General features: G+C 47.3%; 9 protein-coding genes. 8 read left to right on the plus strand and 1 reads right to left on the minus strand.

Features of this window, described 5'->3' with window-relative positions; genetic code table 11:
* Positions 1-270: 270 nt before the first annotated feature.
* A complete protein-coding gene (dapA, locus tag H1230_RS14155) occupies positions 271-1,146 on the minus strand; it encodes a 4-hydroxy-tetrahydrodipicolinate synthase (protein WP_239716317.1) in 876 nt (291 codons plus the stop codon).
* Between the two features lie 119 nt (positions 1,147-1,265).
* Between dapA and H1230_RS14160 the strand changes: the two genes are divergently transcribed.
* The 8 genes from H1230_RS14160 to H1230_RS14195 all read left to right on the plus strand — a co-directional run bounded on the left by H1230_RS14160 (position 1,266) and on the right by H1230_RS14195 (position 20,522).
* Positions 1,266-2,171 carry a LysR family transcriptional regulator gene (locus tag H1230_RS14160; RefSeq protein ID WP_239716319.1) on the plus strand — a complete coding sequence of 302 codons (906 nt, stop codon included), beginning with the start codon at positions 1,266-1,268 and terminating at the stop codon, positions 2,169-2,171.
* A gap of 321 nt (positions 2,172-2,492) precedes the next feature.
* The gene (locus H1230_RS14165) at positions 2,493-10,736 is read left to right on the plus strand and encodes an Ig-like domain-containing protein (RefSeq protein ID WP_239716321.1); all 8,244 of its coding nucleotides are present in this window, start codon (positions 2,493-2,495) and stop codon (positions 10,734-10,736) included.
* Between the two features lie 150 nt (positions 10,737-10,886).
* Positions 10,887-13,325, plus strand: coding sequence for a beta-galactosidase (locus H1230_RS14170; RefSeq protein ID WP_239716323.1), 2,439 nt, complete (start codon positions 10,887-10,889; stop codon positions 13,323-13,325).
* Positions 13,326-13,435: 110 nt separating this feature from the next.
* Positions 13,436-15,031 (plus strand): response regulator, encoded by a 1,596-nt coding sequence (locus tag H1230_RS14175; protein ID WP_239716325.1) that lies wholly within the window; start codon positions 13,436-13,438, stop codon positions 15,029-15,031.
* Positions 15,028-16,818, plus strand: a complete 1,791-nt coding sequence (locus H1230_RS14180) for a cache domain-containing sensor histidine kinase (RefSeq protein WP_239716327.1) — start codon at positions 15,028-15,030, stop codon at positions 16,816-16,818. The genes H1230_RS14175 and H1230_RS14180 overlap by 4 nt, the downstream gene beginning before the upstream one ends.
* 110 nt (positions 16,819-16,928) lie before the next feature.
* Entirely contained in the window at positions 16,929-17,894 is a 966-nt protein-coding gene (locus H1230_RS14185; RefSeq protein ID WP_239716329.1) for an ABC transporter permease, read from the plus strand.
* Positions 17,895-17,920: 26 nt separating this feature from the next.
* The gene (locus tag H1230_RS14190; RefSeq protein WP_239716331.1) at positions 17,921-18,811 is read left to right on the plus strand and encodes a carbohydrate ABC transporter permease; all 891 of its coding nucleotides are present in this window, start codon (positions 17,921-17,923) and stop codon (positions 18,809-18,811) included.
* A 100-nt stretch (positions 18,812-18,911) separates the two neighbouring features.
* The gene (locus H1230_RS14195; RefSeq protein ID WP_239716333.1) at positions 18,912-20,522 is read left to right on the plus strand and encodes a DUF3502 domain-containing protein; all 1,611 of its coding nucleotides are present in this window, start codon (positions 18,912-18,914) and stop codon (positions 20,520-20,522) included.
* Positions 20,523-20,605: the final 83 nt, after the last annotated feature.

The raw sequence follows: 20,605 nt of genomic DNA on the forward strand, positions 1-20,605 counted from the left end.
ACTGATTGCGGAAAAGCGGTAGCGGTCGCCCGAAAGCTTTCCGAAGGAAAGCTCGCTTCGAAAGCATATGCTGTGTCCGGATTTTCACCGCTAAGGGGAATTCAAAAAATCTGGACACAACAGCGATTGGAGCAACGGTCCGTTCGCGAAAGCGTCCTCACAAGCACAACCGTTTATCCGACTCCAAAAACAGGGGATGTCCCAAGCAGTCATTTCATGGCTTATGGGACACCCCCATATGGTCCTGACAGACCTGTGAAACCCACAAGGTTATCTGGAAAGATGTACGCTAAGCTCCTGCTGCAGACCTTGGCTGATCGATGTCATCGGTAACCGCAAGGTATCAGAAGCAATTTCACCATATTTGCTAAGAATCCATTTAATAGGGGCGGGATTGGATTCCTTGAATAATAAGCGCATTAGAGGAAGCAACTTAGTAAAGGTTTCCTTGGCTAGGTCGAGCTGACCGGAAGCGAAGTATTCGTAAACTTTGATGAACTCTGCCGTGTGTACATTAGCTGAAGCAAGCATTCCTCCAGCTGCTCCGCAGCCTAGCATATCATAAAAGTGCAGATCATCTCCGCACAGTACCGGCTTTGAACCCAGGCGTGACAGCTCGGACACTAGCGTTGGACTACCGGAGCAGTCTTTCAAGCCGACAACGTTATTCATATCCAGAATGGTGCGGGCGGTATCGACAGACATGCCGACACCGGCGCGGCCTGGAATATCATAGGCGATGACGGGCACGCCTACCTCGGCTGCTTTACGGAAGTGGGCGATAATTCCTTCTTGGGAAGGACGGCTATAGTAAGGAACAACAACAAGCACAGCATCGGCCCCGAGGTTCCCGGCAAGCTCCGTCCGTGCAATCGTTGAAGCGGTATCGTTAGTTCCGGTACCGACGATCAAGGGGATAGTCGATGATTGTAATAATTCACGCGATGTATTTATCAGAAGCTGCAGTTCATTAATGGTTACAGTTGGCGATTCTCCAGTGGTTCCGTTTACGACCAGACCTTGTATGTTGTTACCAATGATGTTGTTCACATAATGCTGGTACGAATCCAGATCAACTTCACCGGCAGCACTGAACGGGGTTACAACGGGGACATAGATTCCATAAATCTGTTGCTCTGTAAGCATTTATTATCGGCCTCCATTATATTTTTTGCTATAATCCTACTTTACCATGGAATATTGCATCGGCGTTATCTATAATAAGTAATAAGTATCATCATTATTATTGATGTTAGGGTGGGATTATGGATTTAACATACTTAAGAACATTCCGTGAGGTCGCTAAACGTCAAAGCTTTACCCGTGCAGCAGAAGAGCTTGGTTATGCACAATCCAGTGTCACTATGCAGATACAGAAGATAGAGAAGGAATACGGAGTTCCGTTAATTGAAAGACATGGACGCCAGTTGCGCCTTACCCCTCCCGGGGAGGAGCTGCTGAAGCTATTCGTGGAAATACTGGATTTATATGATCGTTCGAAAGAAACTATTGCCCAGCAAATCGGGGGTACCTTGACCATTGGAACGATAGATTCATTAGCCGCTTTTTATTTGCCACCTTTTCTGCAGCAGCTGCGGACGCGCTTTCCCGGACTGAACATTCATCTGCAGACGGAACAGGAAGCCAATCTGGTATCCAAAATAAAAGACGGAGAAGTCGATATCGGCTTAATGCTCGATCGCAATACGGCGGATTCTATGCTGCACCGGACGATTATCAGAGAGGAGCCGTTGGTGCTGATTGCGCCCGTAGGTCATAAGCTAGCTCAGCTCAAGACTGTTCAACTGAGTGATCTCAATAACTGTGAGCTCATTGTCTCTGAGGAGAGCTGTATTTATCGAAGCTTATTTGAGAATCTGCTAAAAGAGCATGGGATCATCTTTCGGATCGGCTTTGAGCTTTCGAATCTGGAGGCCATTAAGCGCTGCGTGATGAATGAGCTTGGAATTGCTCTGCTGCCACGAATTGTGGCGCAGGAAGAGATCGAACGAGGTTATCTGGCAGAACTGCCGTTTTATCATCCAGAAATACACTTTGATCTGCAGCTTCTGCTCCATCCGAAGAAGTGGAGATCGCAGCCGCTGCAATATTTCATCGAGATGGTCATGGCTGAGGCCATGGCAGGTGCAGTGGCAGGTACGGTGGAGTAATAATTAAAGGCAAAGACAATTAAGGGGCCCGCGTTGGGGGCTTCTTTTTTATATACTGATAAGAATCTAGGAGGAGTAAATACGCTGCGGGAAGGGCGGAGGATGGAAATCGCCAGCTGTGTCTGTGTCCAGACTGGTTATCTCTTTCGGCTAAGCTTGCTTTGGGGCTGTAAAAAAGAGGGGCCTTTCTGCACTTATCATTAAATATAAAAGGCAATCGTAACTTTGTCCGGTTACGGTTTAGCCGCAAGAACTTTATATTTATAATCAGCTCTACTATGTAAGCGCTTCACAATTCTGTGGTAAACAGGAGGTCAAAGAATGATAAAAGGTAAAATGGCAAGGAAAATACTTGCTCAGCTGCTGTCAGTACTTTTGCTGGCAACGTCTGTATTAGGGCTGTCTCCCGGCTCCTATGCGACAATCGCTCAGGCGGATGCAGCAGGCGGGAATCTGGATTTTGAGAGTGGTAGCTTATCGGGCTGGAGCAGCACCGGTACGGCCGCTAGTCTCACTACGGATAAGCATGGGGGAGCAGCCGCAGCAGTGCTTTCTGCTAATTCTTCGCTGTCACAGACGATAGGGAATATCCCTCAGGGCAGCTATACGTTATCCGTATGGATTAAAGGAACGACAAGCGGGAATACAGCTGCATTGACGGCTACGGAGACTGGAGGACCGGATTCCCGAGCGTTAATTGATACGCATATCAACGCTTCGGAATGGAGGCAGATAGCCATCCGCAACGTGCTTGTATATAACGGGCAGGTAAAGATTACTATTACCTCCGGAGCGGGAGCGGCTACCAATCTGCTGGTCGATGATGTGCAGCTTGCACTAGACAGCAGTGATAGCAATCCAATAAGCAACTGGAATTTTGAAGCAGGAAGCCTGCAAGGCTGGAATGTGGATCAAGGAGCTGTTGCTATAACCAGTGCCTCCGATACAGGTGCAACGGCAGCTGTGCTAAGCGCAGATTCGCAGATGAGTCAGAGCATTCCTGTTAAACCAAATACTTCCTATATTGCGACAGTACGTGCAAAGGTAGACAAACAGGATGTTTGGGAAACTATATATCAGAAAAATTATCGTGGTAATACAGGCCAGTTAGTCAATGTGACCTCTTATGGAGACCGGATCAACCTAGGTGTCAAGGGTCTGCAGGGTCAGGTATTGCGTCAAGCTCCAGCAGGTCTGGAGGGGTATTCACTCCTTACAGTTGCATTTAAGACAGGACCGAGTGATACACAAATCACAGTCTATGCCAATACGATTAAGGATGCCAGTTATATCAAGAGCGTGACAGCAAATAATTCACAAGGCAGCAATGCTGATCATGACCAGTGGGCTGGAAATGGCAATGACAAGGCCTATGTAGACAACTTTGATGTGTTTGAGATTGATAATTCGGTCATCAAGGGTGCGGATGTATCCTTTCTGCCGTTAATTGAAGATAAAGGCGGAAAGTATTTTGCGAATGGGGTGCAGCAGGATTGTCTGACAATTCTCTCTAACCATGGGGTAAACGCCATATTGAATATGATTTTTGTACATGCGGGCAACCCGATCTATGATCAAAGCTCACCGAAGCAGCTGCAGTATACGGGTTTCAATGATGAGGCTGGAAATCCGTATCCATATACTATGGTGGCCGGTTATTTTGACAAGGTACATTCCTATGATTTGGCGAAACGGGCTACTGAGTTGAATATGGGCTATATGCCAAGCTTTCATTATAGTGATGGATGGATGAGTGCCAGCAAAGCTTATACACCTGTAGACTGGATGGTAAAAGATGCCTCCGGCAAGCTGGTGGATCAGACCTTGGATCAGCTAACAACGACGGTCTATAACTACGTGTATGATTTCATGAAGGGTTTGGTAGATCAAGGGACAAAGCTGGTTGGTGTTAAGCATGGTAACGAGGAGGATGGGGGTATCGTTTGGCCAGTAGGCAAAGGCTACAGCTCAGCTGGCTTTAAGGCGCTGATCAATGCTTCCTATGATGCGGCGAAGGCTGCGGTACCGGGAATTCCGGCTTACATTCATTCGAATGGTGGATATAATCCGACCAACTCCAACACAATCTTCAATACCTTAAAGAATAATGGTACGGAATTCGATGGTCAGGCCTATTCGCTGTACGGCGGACATGTCTCCAGCGATATCATCAACATGATCAATAATAATCTGGTAAATTTCCCAGATAAGGATTATCTGAATGTGGAAACGGGTTTTGCTTTTACCAAATATTCTCCGGACTTTGCGGATGAGAGCGGTTCGATGGGGCAGACCCAGTATTATCAGCAAAATGCAAATGGGCAGTATAACTGGCTGCTCGATTATATGCAGGCACATCGTGACGCAGCCAATCCGCATGACATGACGCGGGGCTTCTTTTACTGGGAGACCGACTGGATTGTTGTAGAAGGAGCTGGCGCCAGCACCGGTGATGGGAATACGGTAGATCGGCGGACGATGTTCAACAACGGGGATGTCTCCATTAAGGAGATGGGCAGCACCGCTAATGGCAAGATGGGCGACATGATGGACAGTATGTACGCTTATCTGTGGCGCGGATATGCCAAGAATAAACCGGAAACCATGCTGACTCCTCTGGAGGGGGCAGGTGTTTACAAAGTTGAACAGACTCATCCAACCGGGGTCACGCTCGACAAGTTAGCGTTAACAATGGTGCAGGGCGAGGTTCAGCGTCTGCTACCTACAGTTGCTCCGGCTACTGGAATTCTGAATAATACAGTGGACTGGGTCTCGGATCATCCGGAAATAGCCACTGTTAATGAGTTCGGATTTGTCAAAGCCGTATCCGCAGGAACGGCAACGATTACCGTGAAGACAGCAGACGGCGGGTTCACTGCGCTATCTACGGTTACTGTTGCCCCAGCTACTGTAGCAGGAGAAGGCAATCTGGTCCTTACCGTGAATGGTAACCCGGCAGGCAGTACACTGAATGCCAAAGTGTGGGATAAACTGATCTTGAAGGCAGCACTTCCTGTAGGGACGACAGATAAGGGAGTAACCTTCCAGTCAAGCGATCCTGACGTGGCTTCCTTCCTAGGGGAAACCTGGCAGAGCGCAAGCCTTGGCACATTGCATCAGCAGAGTGGTGTGACTGCGAATGTGCAGCTGAATGTTAAGCATGACGGAGAAGCAACAATCACCGCCACTTCAGCGGATGGAACGGCATTGACTACTTTTCAGCTAAGTGTCAGTAAAATACCGGTCAGTAGCGTTACACTAGATAAGAGTGCAGTGACGGTAAGCCTTGGCCGCACACAGCAGTTGAAAGCAACAGTTCTGCCAGCAGATGCCAGCTTTAATGAACTGCTCTGGACCTCTTCGCAGCCTGAAGTGGCGAGTGTGGATGGAAACGGACTTGTAACAACTTTAACTACAGGGGTTACAACAATCCGGGCTGCATCTAAGGATGATTCTACCAAGTATGCAGAAAATTTAGTCACAGTTGTTCCGGTACAGGTTACAGGGATGACGTTGAATAAAGCAAAATTAAATCTGATGCTCGGCACCTCGAAGAAGCTGATCCCTATCATCACTCCAGAAGATGCTTATAACAAAAAGGTGATCTGGAGCTCTTCGGATGAAGGAGTCGCACAGGTGGATACGAGCGGCTTGATTACAGGAGCAGGATTGGGAACATCAACTATTACAGCCCTAACAGAGGATGGTGGGTTTAGTCAGTCAGCTACAGTAACGGTTCAGGATACACCGGTTCCAGTAGTGGGTGTGAGTCTTGGAGATAACTCTTATTATTTTGCCTCCGATTACTTCTCCGTGACGAATCAGTCCACTGGCGCACCAGTGCATGATTTCATTGCACAGATTGCACCGGAGGACGCCACTAATACGGATATCGTCTGGAAGTCAGACAATCCCAATGTGGCTCGCGTAGATAGCTTTGGGAAAGTTACTGCAGTTAAAGGCGGAACAGCTACGATTTCTGCGGTGACCGCTGACGGAGGATATATTGCTTCTGCTCCGGTGTATGTACCGGCAATCAGTGAAAGCTTCGATAACCGGACGGCAGCTGACAACTGGTCTACCAGTGTCGGGACGGCAGGCGGCTCGGGTACTCTGGGCGGTGCAGTTACAGCCAATAATGGCAATAACGTGTTCCAGATCAGTGGTGGAGGCTCGGGTGTTAGAAGTACACAGAAGACCTTCTCGCCTGTCGTTTCCAGCCAGCTGGTACAGCTTGACTTCGACTGGAACGTAGGAGCTGCCACTAATACTAACGGTGGAATGCTTAGTGTTGAGGATAGCGCTGGTAAGCGATATCTTACTCTTCAGACCAAAGCAGCTACTGAACTCATCTACGCAGTTGGTGGCACAGCCACTAATGCTGCAGTAGCTGGGAGCAACGTAGGCACCGGATTCAATGTAAATAGTGCACTGTATCATGTGGAGATTCAGCTTGATTTTGCCACTAGAACGATTGACTTAACTGTAACGAACAAGGGCAATCCAACCCTTACAGCAACACACAGCAATATCCCGTTTGATCCAGCTACAATCTATACTAATACGGTGGGCAAAATTCAATTCGCACTGCAGCGGAGCAGTGGAAGCTCCTCATGGACTTCTTTCTTGGACAATTTCAATGTATATGCCATGGCTCCGGTTCCAGTATCTGTGAGCCTGAACAAAACCTCATTTGGGCTGCTGCCTATTGAAGGGACACCAGGCTATACCTTCCAGTTAGTTGCTACAGTAAATCCTGTATCTACTGCTTTTGATGGCAGTGTTAACTGGGTATCAAGCGATTCGTCCGTGGCAAAGGTGAGTCCTACAGGTCTAGTGACGGCGGTTACTGAAGGAAATGTAACTATCACTGCCACCTCTATCGCTAATCCAAGTTTGAGTGCTAGCGCGTCTGTGGATGTACATTCCATTGTCCCGTTAGAAGCGCTAGGGATCAAAGATGAGAACGGAGCGGATATTGAAGGCACGACGCTCACTTTGGAATCCGGAACTACCAAAGTGCTAAAGGCAGCCCAGAACCCGGGTCATGCCGATTACATCTCACAAATCTGGTCCTCTAGTGACTCGGAAGTTATTGAGATTGATGCACAGACTGGCGAACTTCATGCTGTAGGTCCAGGCAGCGCCAAAGTGACGCTTACCGTCGATAACTATGCTGCTTACGGCGGTTATCTCAAGACGCAAAGTCTGGATATAACCGTGACAGGTGAAGCTATACTAAAAACGACATTGCTGAAAGCTGCAGTTGCAGAGGCGGTGTCAGCGAAGACTTATCCGAATGACTATTATTCACCAGAGAGTTTGACGGCCTATACCCTGGCATTACAGCAGGCCCAAGAGGATCTGCTGAAAGCCAAAAATGAGCATTGGGACAACTCACAGCAGAGCACTATTGATGAAGATGCAGCGGTTTTGAAGGCTGCGACAGTCGGTCTTATGAAGAGCAGCAACATATTGGTGTCAGGCGTTGAGCTCTCAGGCACTACTATGACAATAACGGCTGGCCAATCTAAAAGGGTAACAGCAATATTGACTCCTGCCTATGCAACGAACAAGGAACTCGTCTGGAGTTCGAACCATCCAGAGATTGCGACTGTAGATGCTGAGGGTATGATTGCCGCAATTGCCGCAGGTACTGCTACAATTACAGCGGAGGCAGTCAATGGCGGAGCAAAGGCTACCAGTGTCATTACCGTTTCTCCGGACCTTTCCACAGGCTATCTTGCCAATGGAGGTGCAGTCACCGCTAGCAAAGTAGCGGGGTCTAACGTTGCCGCTAATCCGTTGCTCAATGCAGTGACGATGAATACTGGCGGCGGCGCATGGTCTACAGGAGCGAATCTGCAGACGAGTGCCAATCCGGAATACTGGCAGGTAGATCTTGGAGGCAAAGCGAGAATCGATACGATTTCCATGCTTTTTTGGCAGACCATGAAATACAGTATCCAGGTTTCGGATAACGGAACGGACTGGACGATGGCGCTGGACAGTCGTGAGACATTCGGCGGCTCGAAGACATTGTTCACGGAACCTATGCCAGAGAATACCTCTGGACGTTATATTCGGGTAACCATCTATGGAGTCTCAAGTACTACGGACTGGGTGGGGATTGTGCTGTTTCAGGCGAAGGGTGCATTTGTACCCCTAGCTCCAGGACAATTAACAGTGAATCAGTCAGGGCGTCTGGACTGGGAGGCTGTGAACGGGGCTCAATATAATGTGTATAGAGCAGATCAGGCGAATGGCCCTTATGCCCAAATTAACAACAGTCCACTGCTGACCAATAGTTATAGTGATCTCAATCTACAGCCTGGGAGCACCTACTATTATCAGGTGAGTGCAGTAAACACAGCTGGGGAATCCCTTAAGTCGCCGTTTGTGAAATTACAGGTTCTTTATCCGGCACCTGCTCAGTTGACTGCTGTAGGCACTAGTGCTTCATCTATTCAATTGAATTGGGAAGCAGTAGTAGATTCAGATCAAGCAACAGTCACATATAATGTGTACCGCGCGGTTACTGAGGCGGGAGTTTATACTCAAATCAATCTGGAACCGCTGCTGTTAAATAGCTATGCCGATCAGGATCTACTCGCCGGAACAATCTATTATTACAAAATAGCAGCAGTCCACGGCCAAAGTATATCAGTGCTTTCTCCAACTGTAACAGCAATAACAATTCCAGCGACACCGGGAGGTTTGAGGTCGCTGGGAGCAGGAGGAAACCATATTACACTGGCTTGGAATGCAGTCGAAGGAGCAACAGGGTATAATCTGTACCGCTCTGCCACTGGAGCGGGCGGATTCATCAAGATTAACACGGTGACTATCCATGGAACTAGCTTTACGGATTCGACCCTAAATGCGGATACGGTATATTACTATTCGCTGACCGCAGTTAATGGTTCAGGAGAATCAGGTTACAGTGAACCTGTTCGTTCTCAGACCACAACCGTGCCGCAAGTAATTCTCCCCCCAGAAACACCAACGGGAGTAACAGCAATAGCGGATGGAGCTACTTCGGTCAAGATCACCTGGAATACGGTCGCTGCTGAAGGGACCGTAACCTACAGTGTGTATCGCGCTACACAGGAAGAGGGCCCTTACATTCAGGTAAATGCTGACACGGTAATTCTAACTTCTTATATCGATACAGATCTTACCTCAGCTACAGCCTACTATTACAAGGTAGCAGCTGCTAACGAAACAGGAGTCTCGGAAAGATCAGCCGCGGTATCCGCGAAGACGGCTGTTGTCGTCATACCGGACCCGACTGCAACACCAACATCGTCGCCTACAGCGTCACCCGTGCCAACAGCAATACCAACAGTTTCACAGAACACACCCACACCAGTAGTCCAAACAGGTTACAACGTTAATGCGGACGGCTCAGTAACGATTGCGGCGCCACCAACTGTAGTGGACAGAGCTGCCGGAAAAGCGAAGGTATCACTCACCAATGAGCTCCTGAATACAGCCATTTCTATGGCAGGTGAGAAAGAAAGCCATAACATTGTGGTGGATATACCAGGTATTGAGGGCGTGAAAAGTATCAGTATTGAGCTTTCCGCAAGTGCTCTATCGTATTCTTCGGCAACCTCGCAGTTTGAAATTCGGACCAGTCTGGGTACGATGCACTTGACGGATAACATGCTGAATTCCTTAAATGCTGATCCTGCTGCTGTAGTCACACTCAACATCAGCGCAACTGACACAGCAGGAATCCAGCCGGAGGTGCTGGCAATGATCGGCAGCAGACCGGTTATTGAACTGTCGTTGACGATTAACGGAGCAGTCATTGCTTGGAAGAATTCTGCGGCTCCAGTGACTGTCTCTGTGCCTTACACTCCGTCGGCGGCAGAACAGAACAGGCTTGCCCACTTAACGGTATGGTATCTGGATGATGCCGGCAATACTGTACCCGTACCAAGCGGTTCGTATGACGCAGCCACAGGCAATATGACGTTTACGACGACGCATTTCAGCAAATACGCAGTTGTTCTGGTCAACAAATCATTCAGTGACTTGGGAACTGTGGAATGGGGTCGCGAGGCCATAGAGGTCATGGCTTCCAAAGGGGTTATCAACGGTGTGTCTGTTGATAGATTTGCGCCACAATCCACAATTACCCGCGCAGATTATATTACATTATTAGTGAGAACACTGGGACTTCAAGCAGCAATAGAGAGCAGTTTCAGCGATGTGTCTACCAGTGATTACTACTATGAAGCAGTGAGTATTGCCAAGGCACTTGGAATTACGACAGGTCGTGATGGTCGCAGCTTTGATCCGGCGGCAACCATCACCCGCGAAGAAATGATGACTTTGACTGTCCGGGCGATGAAGCTGACTGGAAAGCTTGGAGATGTTCAGGCAGATTTGAGCGGATTCACAGATGGGAAGCAGATCGCTTCATTTGCGCAGCAGGGAATTGCTGAACTGATCGCAGCTGGTCTTGTAGAGGGAAGTGGTGGGTTTATCCATCCACAGGCTACGACCACCCGTGCTGAAGCAGCTGTACTTATGTATCGGATTTATAATCATTAAGGAACTACGAATCAAGAACGAATATGAGCCAGTCTCCGGGTTATTGGAGACTGGCTCATTTTTAACATTTACAGATTCAAAAGCTAGAAGCTGTAGGGAGAACCACAGGTTTTCGAAGAAGAACGTAATTCTAAGTGGGATGTATATCTGATGAAAGCGTTTTATTATATAGATACTGGACTTCACAGAGAAGACAAAGGGGTGGAGATTGGCATGACACACACTAAAGATAACGATGAGCTGAATATTGATCTAAGGGGGATTTCGAAAGCAATTAGACCCGCTACTTTAAGTTTAGGCGGGCATAATTTGCAAGGAGATAAGATTTCTTTTACCAACTATTATATGGAATGGAACGGAGCACCCTTCTTTGGGATTTGTGGTGAAATGCATTTCTCACGCATCGCTCATGATAGATGGGAAGAAGGACTGCTTAAGATGAAGGCGGCAGGCATAAATATCGTCGCCACTTATATATTCTGGAACCATCATGAGGAAGTGCAAGGCGAGTTCCACTGGGACGGGAACCTGAATCTGCGCAAATTTATTGAATTATGCGGGAAGCACGGCTTGCAGCTAATTCTCCGGGTAGGTCCATTCTGCCATGGGGAATGCCGTAATGGTGGACTTCCGGATTGGCTGTATGGCCGTCCATTTGAGGTTCGCTCGAATGATGAAGCTTATCTGAAAGCAGTGAATATCCTCTACCATGAGATTGGGACAGAGGCGGAGGGGCTGATGTTCAAGGACGGCGGGCCGGTTATTGGCGTTCAATTAGAGAATGAATATCAACATGCGGGAGCTCCTTGGGAGATGACGAATGGACAGACGAATGAATTCGTACCCTCCGGCAGGGATGGTGAAGCCCATATGAGTCGTTTAAAAGAAATGGCTGTGGCAGCTGGCCTTATAGCGCCGATATATACCTCAACGGGTTGGGGCGGAGCCGCAGTATTGTTGGATGAGGTTCTACCGTTATATGGAGGGTACGCGTATACACCCTGGAATGTGACGGAGGAACAGCCGGAGCAGTCGCCTACCACTGAATTTTTATTTCAGGATTATCACAATAACAATGTGGTGGTGCCTGGCTTTGAGCCTCCTTACCAGCCGGAGGATTATCCATATGCTTGTTGCGAGATGGGCGGTGGTATGCAGGCTTGGTATCTGGCCCGCTTTCAGGTAGAGCCGGAGACTGTTGAAGCTATGAGTATCCAAAAAATTGCCGGAGGTTGTAATTTCATTGGTTACTATGTATTCCATGGAGGCTCACAGCCAGTTGGCAGGCATTCTTACATGAATGAGAAGACAAATCCACGGATTTCTTATGACTATCAGGCCCCGATCGGAGAATTTGGCCAGGTACGGGAGTCCTATCTGCGGTTGAAGCTCTTATTCTCATTCGTTCATAGTTATGGGGAAGAATTATGCACAATGGCGACAGCACTTCCAGACAATGCGGGTCAGTTGAAGCCGACGGATGTGGATGAGGTGCGTTTTGCTGTAAGGGTTAAGGAAGGCTCTGGTTATGTGTTCCTCACTAATGTACAAGACCATGTGAAGACGAGGACCCATACCGGAATCTCCCTTCGGCTTGAGCTGGAGGATGAAATTCTGACTGTCCCAGAATCACATGGATTCACGCTGGAAAGTGACGTGTCAGCTATTCTCCCCTTTAATTTCCAGATGGGTGAATTCTTACTTAAATATGCTACAGCACAACCTATCACATGTATAATGGGGAGAAACTGTGAGGAGTATTTCTTTTTTGCTCCGCAAGGCATGTCTTCAGAATTTTGTTTTGTAAGCGCTGGACTGCATAATGTAACCTCTGAGAGTGCTCTTGTCCATCATGAAAGTGATCGGGTATATGTCACTTTTGGGGGGCGGACAGAAGGGATATTTAAGCTCCTTTCCATCACAGGACAAACCGTCATTGTGCATTTGCTCTCACACAAGCAAGCCTTGAATCTCTGGGATGTTGAGTTATGGGGAGAGCGGCGTCTGGTTCTATCTGAACTGCCACTCACGGTGAAAGGTGAGGAGCTGAGCTTCTACAGCCGCAGCAGTGGCAGCACCACATTTGCTGTATTTCCGGCTATCCAACATTCGCTGGTTTCGGATTTCATGGACATTCAGCAGATACAGGGTTCTGACCTGCACGGATTCGAGCATTACAGGCTGGACCTTCCTACCCAATCCTTCACGGTAGATACCTGCCATATTGACGATCGCAAGGCAGTTGTAAACATTCCGCCACAGGTGTGGGCAGCAACTAATCTGCATGAACTTTTTCTGGCTGTGGATTATGAGGGAGATGTCGGGAATGCGTCTATTAATGGAAGGCTGGTAGGCGACCATTTCTGGAATGGTGACAGGTGGGAGCTTGGATTAACGCAACATGCCAGGGAGCTGCAGGAACATTCGTTGGATCTATATATATCACCTGCGCGCAGAGGCGAACAGACTCGAAGTGATTCCGCTATGGCGGTACAATACTCTTTTTCCGGCCTGGAGGTTGTCAATATCGCGGAAATTTCTCTGATTCCTGAGTGGGTGGTTCGTGTGAAACCAGAATTTACCTCGTGAAACTATATTTTACCAATTACAGTCCGCTTCGGCGGCCTGTTTTTGACTTTTTAGATCATGCTGAAGAAATTTACCAGCACGGGTATAGCTATTTATAAGGGGGATGCAGCATGAGATTGTTAATCGTAGATGATGAAGAGAGAACCCGGGAGATGCTGCGCAAACATATGGATTGGGGAGAATTGGGGATATTTGAGGTGGAAACTGCGCGAAATGGTCTGGTAGCTCTGGAAATCTCACAGCGCTGGCAGCCTGATATTATCCTCTGTGACGTCCGTATGCCCAAAATGGATGGGATCGAGTTCGCCGAGCAGCTGCGGAAAAGAGATATTGGCTGCAAGCTGATTTTCTTAAGTGGTTTCTCTGACAAAGAGTATTTAATGTCGGCGATCCGGCTGCACGCTATGGATTATATAGAGAAGCCGATTAACCTTGATAAAGTCCGCAAAGCGGTCAAAGCAGCCGTGGAGGCTCGGGAAGCTGATCAGAAGAAACAGTCCGAGGGTCGCTATTTGCAAGATGCCTATGATGAAGGATTGCCTTATCTCAGGCAGGAGATGGTTCGCAAGCTAATTGCGACACCTAGTTCCGACAATGTAAACAAAGCGCTGGAGAGCCGTGAGACTTTTTTATTGCCGCTTGTGGGACCTTATACAGTCATTGCTTCATCCCTTTATTGGAATCCACCACAGTACCCTGAAGATCCAAAGCTAGTGCAGGAGCAGGTGCTGCGTAAGCTGAATTTGAGTGAAAAGCTTTCCTCTTTACAAGCGATATGCGGGTTCGACGTCCAGCACTATTTGATCATTATCATGCCTGGCCTCTATGGTAGCAGCTATCGGGAGCAACGCAGCGTACTGGAGGACTTATTTGAGGAAATCAACGGTATCATTGGCAGCAACATACGTTTTCGGATGGGGGTTGGAGAACCAGCTTCAGGGTTGACACAGATTCCAACATCCTACAAAACGGCTTACGATGCCTGCAGTCTTCATTATTATAATGTGGGCAGCAAGTTGATATTTGCCGATGTACTGGGGGGGAATACAGCGCTCGATACAGATTGGAACGTAGTTCGGAATTTACGCGATTTATTGAAAAAAGGTGACATAGAGGGTGCGGGTAATTTGATCGTAAAGTGGACGGAGCGAGCCCGTCATGCGCGTGACCTGAATATCGCCCGGCTCAATGATTCCTACTTTCAGTTTCTGCTTGTCCTCCTGGATGTAGCTGTGCAACTAGGATTCACGGATACGGATGAGGATACAGAGCGGCGGTACATCTGGAAAGAAATTGACCGGATTCCTGATCTGGCCAGCATGGAGCTATACATTCTTTCGTTTCTGGAACTGTTCTCTGTGACCGCGGGTCCTGAGGGTACAGTAGGGAAAATGCGGGATATTCTGCATTATATTCATAAGCATTATCATGAAAAAGGCTTTACCATTCTGGACATCGCAGACCATGTGGGACTTAGCGAAACCTATCTTTGCTCCTACTTTAAGAAGCAAAGGGGTGCGACTGTAAAAGAATATATTACCTCGCTCCGGGCGGATAAAGCGAAGGAGTTGCTGCTTGACAAAGAGATGAAGCTGTACGAAGTGGCTTTGCGGCTTGGTTTTGCAGATGCCAACTATTTCACAACCTTTTTCAAAAAATATACTGGCTTCACGCCTTCTGAATATCGGGAGAGGGTATCCAAATGAAATTTAGACCCCGTAAGCCATTCGTCGATTTGAGCATCCGTTATAAGCTGTTTGCGTCCTATATGTTAGTCATCTTCATCCCCTTTGTGCTGCTATTGTATATTCATCTTCATGTGACCGCTGCTGAGAATGAGAAGCAGGCGCTTTACTCCGCTCGTAAGATGCTGGAAGAGACAAAGTCATATCTACAGTACCGTGCGGAGACAGTACGGGAAGTTCTGAATTTCCTCTCTTTTAATGAAACCGTACAGACCTTGGTTGCTGAGGACCCGCAAAGGTATGAAGATGTCAATCTCTGGGGAACGGATGCCAACAAACTTGCTAGTGTACTGAACCAATTTCGCTATAACTCGGATATTGAGACGATACAGTTGTACATGAAGAAAGGGCTGGCCTCAGCCACGGAGAACCCAGACTATCTGAATATGGGGAAAGTGGAGAATAGTGAATGGTTTAAGCAGTTCGTAGCCTCACATTCAGCCTTCGCGTGGCTTCCTTCTTCCGCTTTTGATAACGAATCAGATAGTGATATGGTGTCAGTTCTGCGCGTAATTCCAAATGCACATAACATTCAGCAGACCGATGGGATTGTTCGCGCACAGGTGTCGCAGGACACGCTGCGTTCCGTATTAAATCATGCTGTTGCTACACCCTCGACTTCTGTAGCACTGTTTAATGACCGCGGCGATATTCTCAGTACCTCAGGTGGATTTCCTTATTCGACCCAAGAATTTGAGGACATTATGTCTCTATTGCCGGAAGGGAAGAACTCGGAGAGCTACTGGGTAGATCAGCTGGAATTTAAAGGCGAGCGGTTCTTATTCGGCTTGCAATCGATTTCCGACACGGATATGAAGCTGGCGATGATCGTCCCGTATACCGATATTCTGAAGTCCAGCAACAAGATGCGGAACCGCTTGATCCTCATTTTTTTCCTCATTGTCCCGGTCACGTTCATTCTCTCCTTCATTGTGGCTGGATCAGCAACCAAACGGCTCCGGCGGCTCAGTCTACATGTGCGCAAGGTGAAGAATGGCAACTTCCGGATTGCGCCGCTCCCGGCTAACCAGGATGAGATTGGGGAACTCACTCATAACTTTAATGTGATGGTGGAGAATGTGTCGCAACTGATGGATGAGACCTATACGCTGGGGCGAGATATTAAGAATAAGGAGCTTAAGGTACTGCAGGCCCAGATTAACCCTCACTTTCTATATAACACCCTTGATCTGATTAATATTATGGCGATTGAGTCCGGCAATAGTAACATTTCCAAGGTCGTGGACCGGTTAGCGATGTTTTATCGGTTGAGCTTGTCCAACGGTGAGGAGACAGTCACGCTGGAGAGCGAGTTAAAGCATATTGAATCTTATGTTTCTATCCAGAATATGCGGTTTGGCAACTCAGTCACTTTATCCATTGAGATTCCGGCAGAGTTCATCCAGTGCATGGTTCCGAAGATTATGCTCCAGCCGCTAATTGAGAATGCGATTCTGCACGGGATTATGGAGAAGGATTCGGAGATCGGGGAGATCCATGTGACCGCGCGTACGGAGATGAATGATCTGCTGATTATCATCAGCGATGACGGTATTGGCATGAATGCGGAGCAAGTAGCAACCCTTTTTACGGAGTCAATCCGCAAAGGAACAGGTGGATTCGGTATCCGCAACATCCAGGAAAGAATTGAGCTAACCTATGGGGCTTTATACGGCCTTTCCTATGTCAGCATACAAGGTGAAGGGACATCTGTGCGTATTCGACTTCCCTTTTCCACTAAAAAGTAAGCGTTAACATAACATTTCAAAGAAGATCGAAACTTTGCCTCGTATGTGTAATATCCTGAATATTTTACAATAAAGGAGGAGAAGAGAAAGCATACGTGGAGGGGATACATATGGGTGCTAAAGTGGAGCAAGTTGTCTTGAAAAACAAGAAAACGGCAAAAGGCCTGTCACCGTTCAAGGAATTAAGGAAGAACTGGGTGCTGTATGCCATGTTTTTACCGATTGCCATCTATTTCATTATTTTTGCCTACATTCCAATGTCGGGAGTGGTCATGGCCTTTAAAGAATTTAATTATCGGGATGGCATTTTCTTAAGTCCGTGGAATGGCTGGGAGAATTTCCAATACTTCTTCCAATCGGGAAAAGCTTGGCTCGTTACCAGAAACACAATGATGTACAATGTCGTATTCCTGGCAACCTATACCTTCTTTTCAATTCTGGCTGCGGTGCTGATTTCGGAAACGTATCACAAATTTTTTAAAAAGGCAGCCCAGACCTTTATGTTTCTGCCTTACTTTATTTCATGGGTAACGGTATCCGCTTTCGTCTATAACTTTCTGAATTATGAGTTCGGGATTGTCAATGTGTTCCTCCGGAACATTGGTCTGGAAGCCATTGATATTTATTCGACGACAGGCTATTGGTACCTGTTGCTTCCATTGCTCTACGTGTGGAAATGGGTTGGCTTCGGCAGCGTCCTGTATCTGGCGGCAATTGTCGGCATCGACCAGGAAATATACGAGGCGGCTACGATTGACGGTGCGACACGTTTTCAAAAAATCATGAGGATTACCCTACCTTTGCTCAAGCCAACCGTAATTGTGCTGATATTGCTTGGTTTGGGACGGATCATGCGCGGTGAGTTCGATATGTTCTACCAGTTGATCGGGAATAACGGTACGCTGATGAATGCCACAGATATTATCGATACCCTGGTCTTCCGCTCGCTGGTGGGCACACAGGATTTCGGAATGGCTTCTTCTGTAGGGCTGTATCAATCCGTATTAACACTGATCATTATCCTGTTCGCCAACTCTATGGTCCGTCGCTATGACAAAGATAACGCGCTGTTCTAAATTAACTAAATCGCTGGTGGGGTGAAATGATCGTGGAAAAAAACAAATTGAATTCAGCACCTGTCTTTCAGGTATTCTCTTATGTCATGGTTTCGATTATTGCACTTTTGTGCTTGATGCCATTTATCGTTCTGATCTCAGGTTCGATCTCTGATGAAGGTCAGGTTCTGGCAAAAGGGTATTCCTTTCTGCCCCGAGGGTTTTCGTTAGATGCTTATGCTTTTATATTCCGGAATTTCAGTGATGTATTATCCGGCTACCGCGTGTCGCTGATCGTAGCCATCGTAGGTACCGTACTGTCGCTCTTGATCTCGACGATGGCGGCATATGTCATGTACCGCAAAGAAGTGAAATACCGGAACCAACTGGCCTTCTTCTTGTTCTTTACTACGTTGTTCAACGGTGGACTGGCCCCTTACTATATCTGGATTACCAGCTATCTGCACTTGAAGAACTCGCTAGCCGTACTCATTCTCGTCCCAATGTTCAACGTAATGTACGTTCTGATTCTGCGCAGCTTTATTCAAGGCTCTGTTCCGGAACCGTTAGTTGAGTCAGCAAAAATAGACGGAGCCGGCGATTTTCGGATCTTTTGGCAAATGGTACTTCCGCTCTGCAAGCCCGCTTTGGCCTCTATCGGCTTGTTCACAATTCTAGCTTACTGGAATGACTGGTGGACGCCAATGATGTTTACGGATAAGGAGCAATATGTTCCGCTGCAATATTTGTTGTATAAAATGCTTTCGGCGATGAACATGTCTGCTGCAATGGCCCAGCATATGTCGACCCTGGATACACCTAAGGAAACTTTCAAGCTCGCTATGACGGTAATTGCCACCGGACCTATAGTAATCTTGTTCCCATTCCTCCAACAGTATTTCGTTAAGGGCATTACGATCGGTGCTGTGAAAGGCTGAGCACAGGCGGGCAAGGCCAGATTTACCATACTTATTGGTATGAATCCTGCAACTTATAGGGTTTATATATAATTACACACTACTTAGGGGGGTAATAAGGGTGAAGAAAGCAAAGAAAAACGTTGCGTCTATTCTGACAATGATCCTGTCGTTGACGCTAGTCCTATCCGCTTGTTCTAGTAGCAATAACGGCGGTAATAAAGAGAATAGCAGCAATGCTGGGAAAGAGACCAGCGCTGCGTCCGCAGAGCCGTCGGCAGCTGCGGATCAGAAAGAAGTTGTACTGAAGGGCTATCTGCTCGGTGATGCACCTAAGGGAATGCCTGAAGTGCTGACTCAATTGAACGAGAAATTGAAGAAGGATATCAATGCTACGATTGAACTGAATTATATCGGGTGGGGCGATGTGCAGTCTAAATATCCGCTTATCCTGGCTTCAGGCGAAGATGTTGATTTCGTATTCTCTGCAGACTGGAATTACTATGTTCAACAGGCAACCAAAGGTGCCTTCTATGAATTGAAGATGGAAGATATCCAGAAATATATGCCACTCAAAACTGCAAAGCTTGACCCTGCCGCATGGGATGCAACAAAAATTAACGGACAGATGTTTATGATTCCGTCCAGCACTCCGGACCGTAAAGTCAGTGTAGCTGTTCTACGTAAGGATATCATGGCCGAAGCGGGTCTGACTGAAGTTAAGAGATTCTCGGAGATCGGACCTTATCTGGCTGCCGCGAAAAAAAATCATCCCGACATGATCGGACTTAATCTGGATTCTCAGTTCGACCTTCCGACTCCATATCAATATTTGCTTCGTGATAAGATTGGTTATCAAGGTGCTCCAATCGATTCTGGAAATCCGATGGCTCAAGGTGTAGCTTACGATTTCGAAGATCCTACTGGCAAGCTTTACAGTATGGTGGAGGAGCCTTATCTTAGTGCCCAGAAGTATGCTGCTGGCATTATGAAAGACTGGTATGACAAAGGATATATCAACAAAAATCCTTACTCCAACAAGATCCGCTCCAAGGATAACTTTGTGGAAGGCAAGTCTGCAGTAGCGCTTGGCAATACCAATGACGTCGCTTCAGTAATGGAAGCTGCTGCTGCAAAGGGAATCGAAACGTATGTGGTTTCTGCCTTAACCGCTGATGGCAAAGCACCGCAAAGCACATGGACGAATAACGGGATTTCTATCGCTGCCAATTCCAAAAATCCTGAGCGTGTCATGCAAGCGATAGACCTGATCATGGAAGATCCATCTTATGTATACCTCACCTACTTCGGTGTGGAAGGAACAAACTATGCTATCACTGCTGATGACAAAATCGGATTGCCAGAAGGCATAACCTCCGAAACGAATACGTATCCTCCGGATGCGGCAGGCTTCTGGTTTGTAAACAAGGATTTGTTCAAACCGATGAGTAACTGGCCGCAATCGTATATTGATCATCAGGAAAAGGTAAAAGATTATTTGACGGATTTCACTTACAACGGGTTTACGTTCAATTCTGACAAAGTGAAGACTCAGATCTCCAACCTTGCGAATGCTTCTACGCAATACGCCAATCCTATCTATATCGGTGTTATAAAAGATGTAGATAAGGCATTCGACGAGCTGGCAAAAAACTTGAATAGCGCCGGTCTGGATAAAGTGAAAGCAGAAGTTCAAGCTCAAGCAGACGTATATCTGGCTAGCAAAAAGTAATAAATCGAAGATAGGCATAACCGCCTCGCGCAGTTTAAACTGTGCGGAGGCGGTTTTTGTTGAAATATAAGTTAAACATCGAG

It is taken from the genome of Paenibacillus sp. 19GGS1-52 (assembly GCF_022369515.1).
Classification (GTDB): domain Bacteria; phylum Bacillota; class Bacilli; order Paenibacillales; family Paenibacillaceae; genus Paenibacillus_AQ.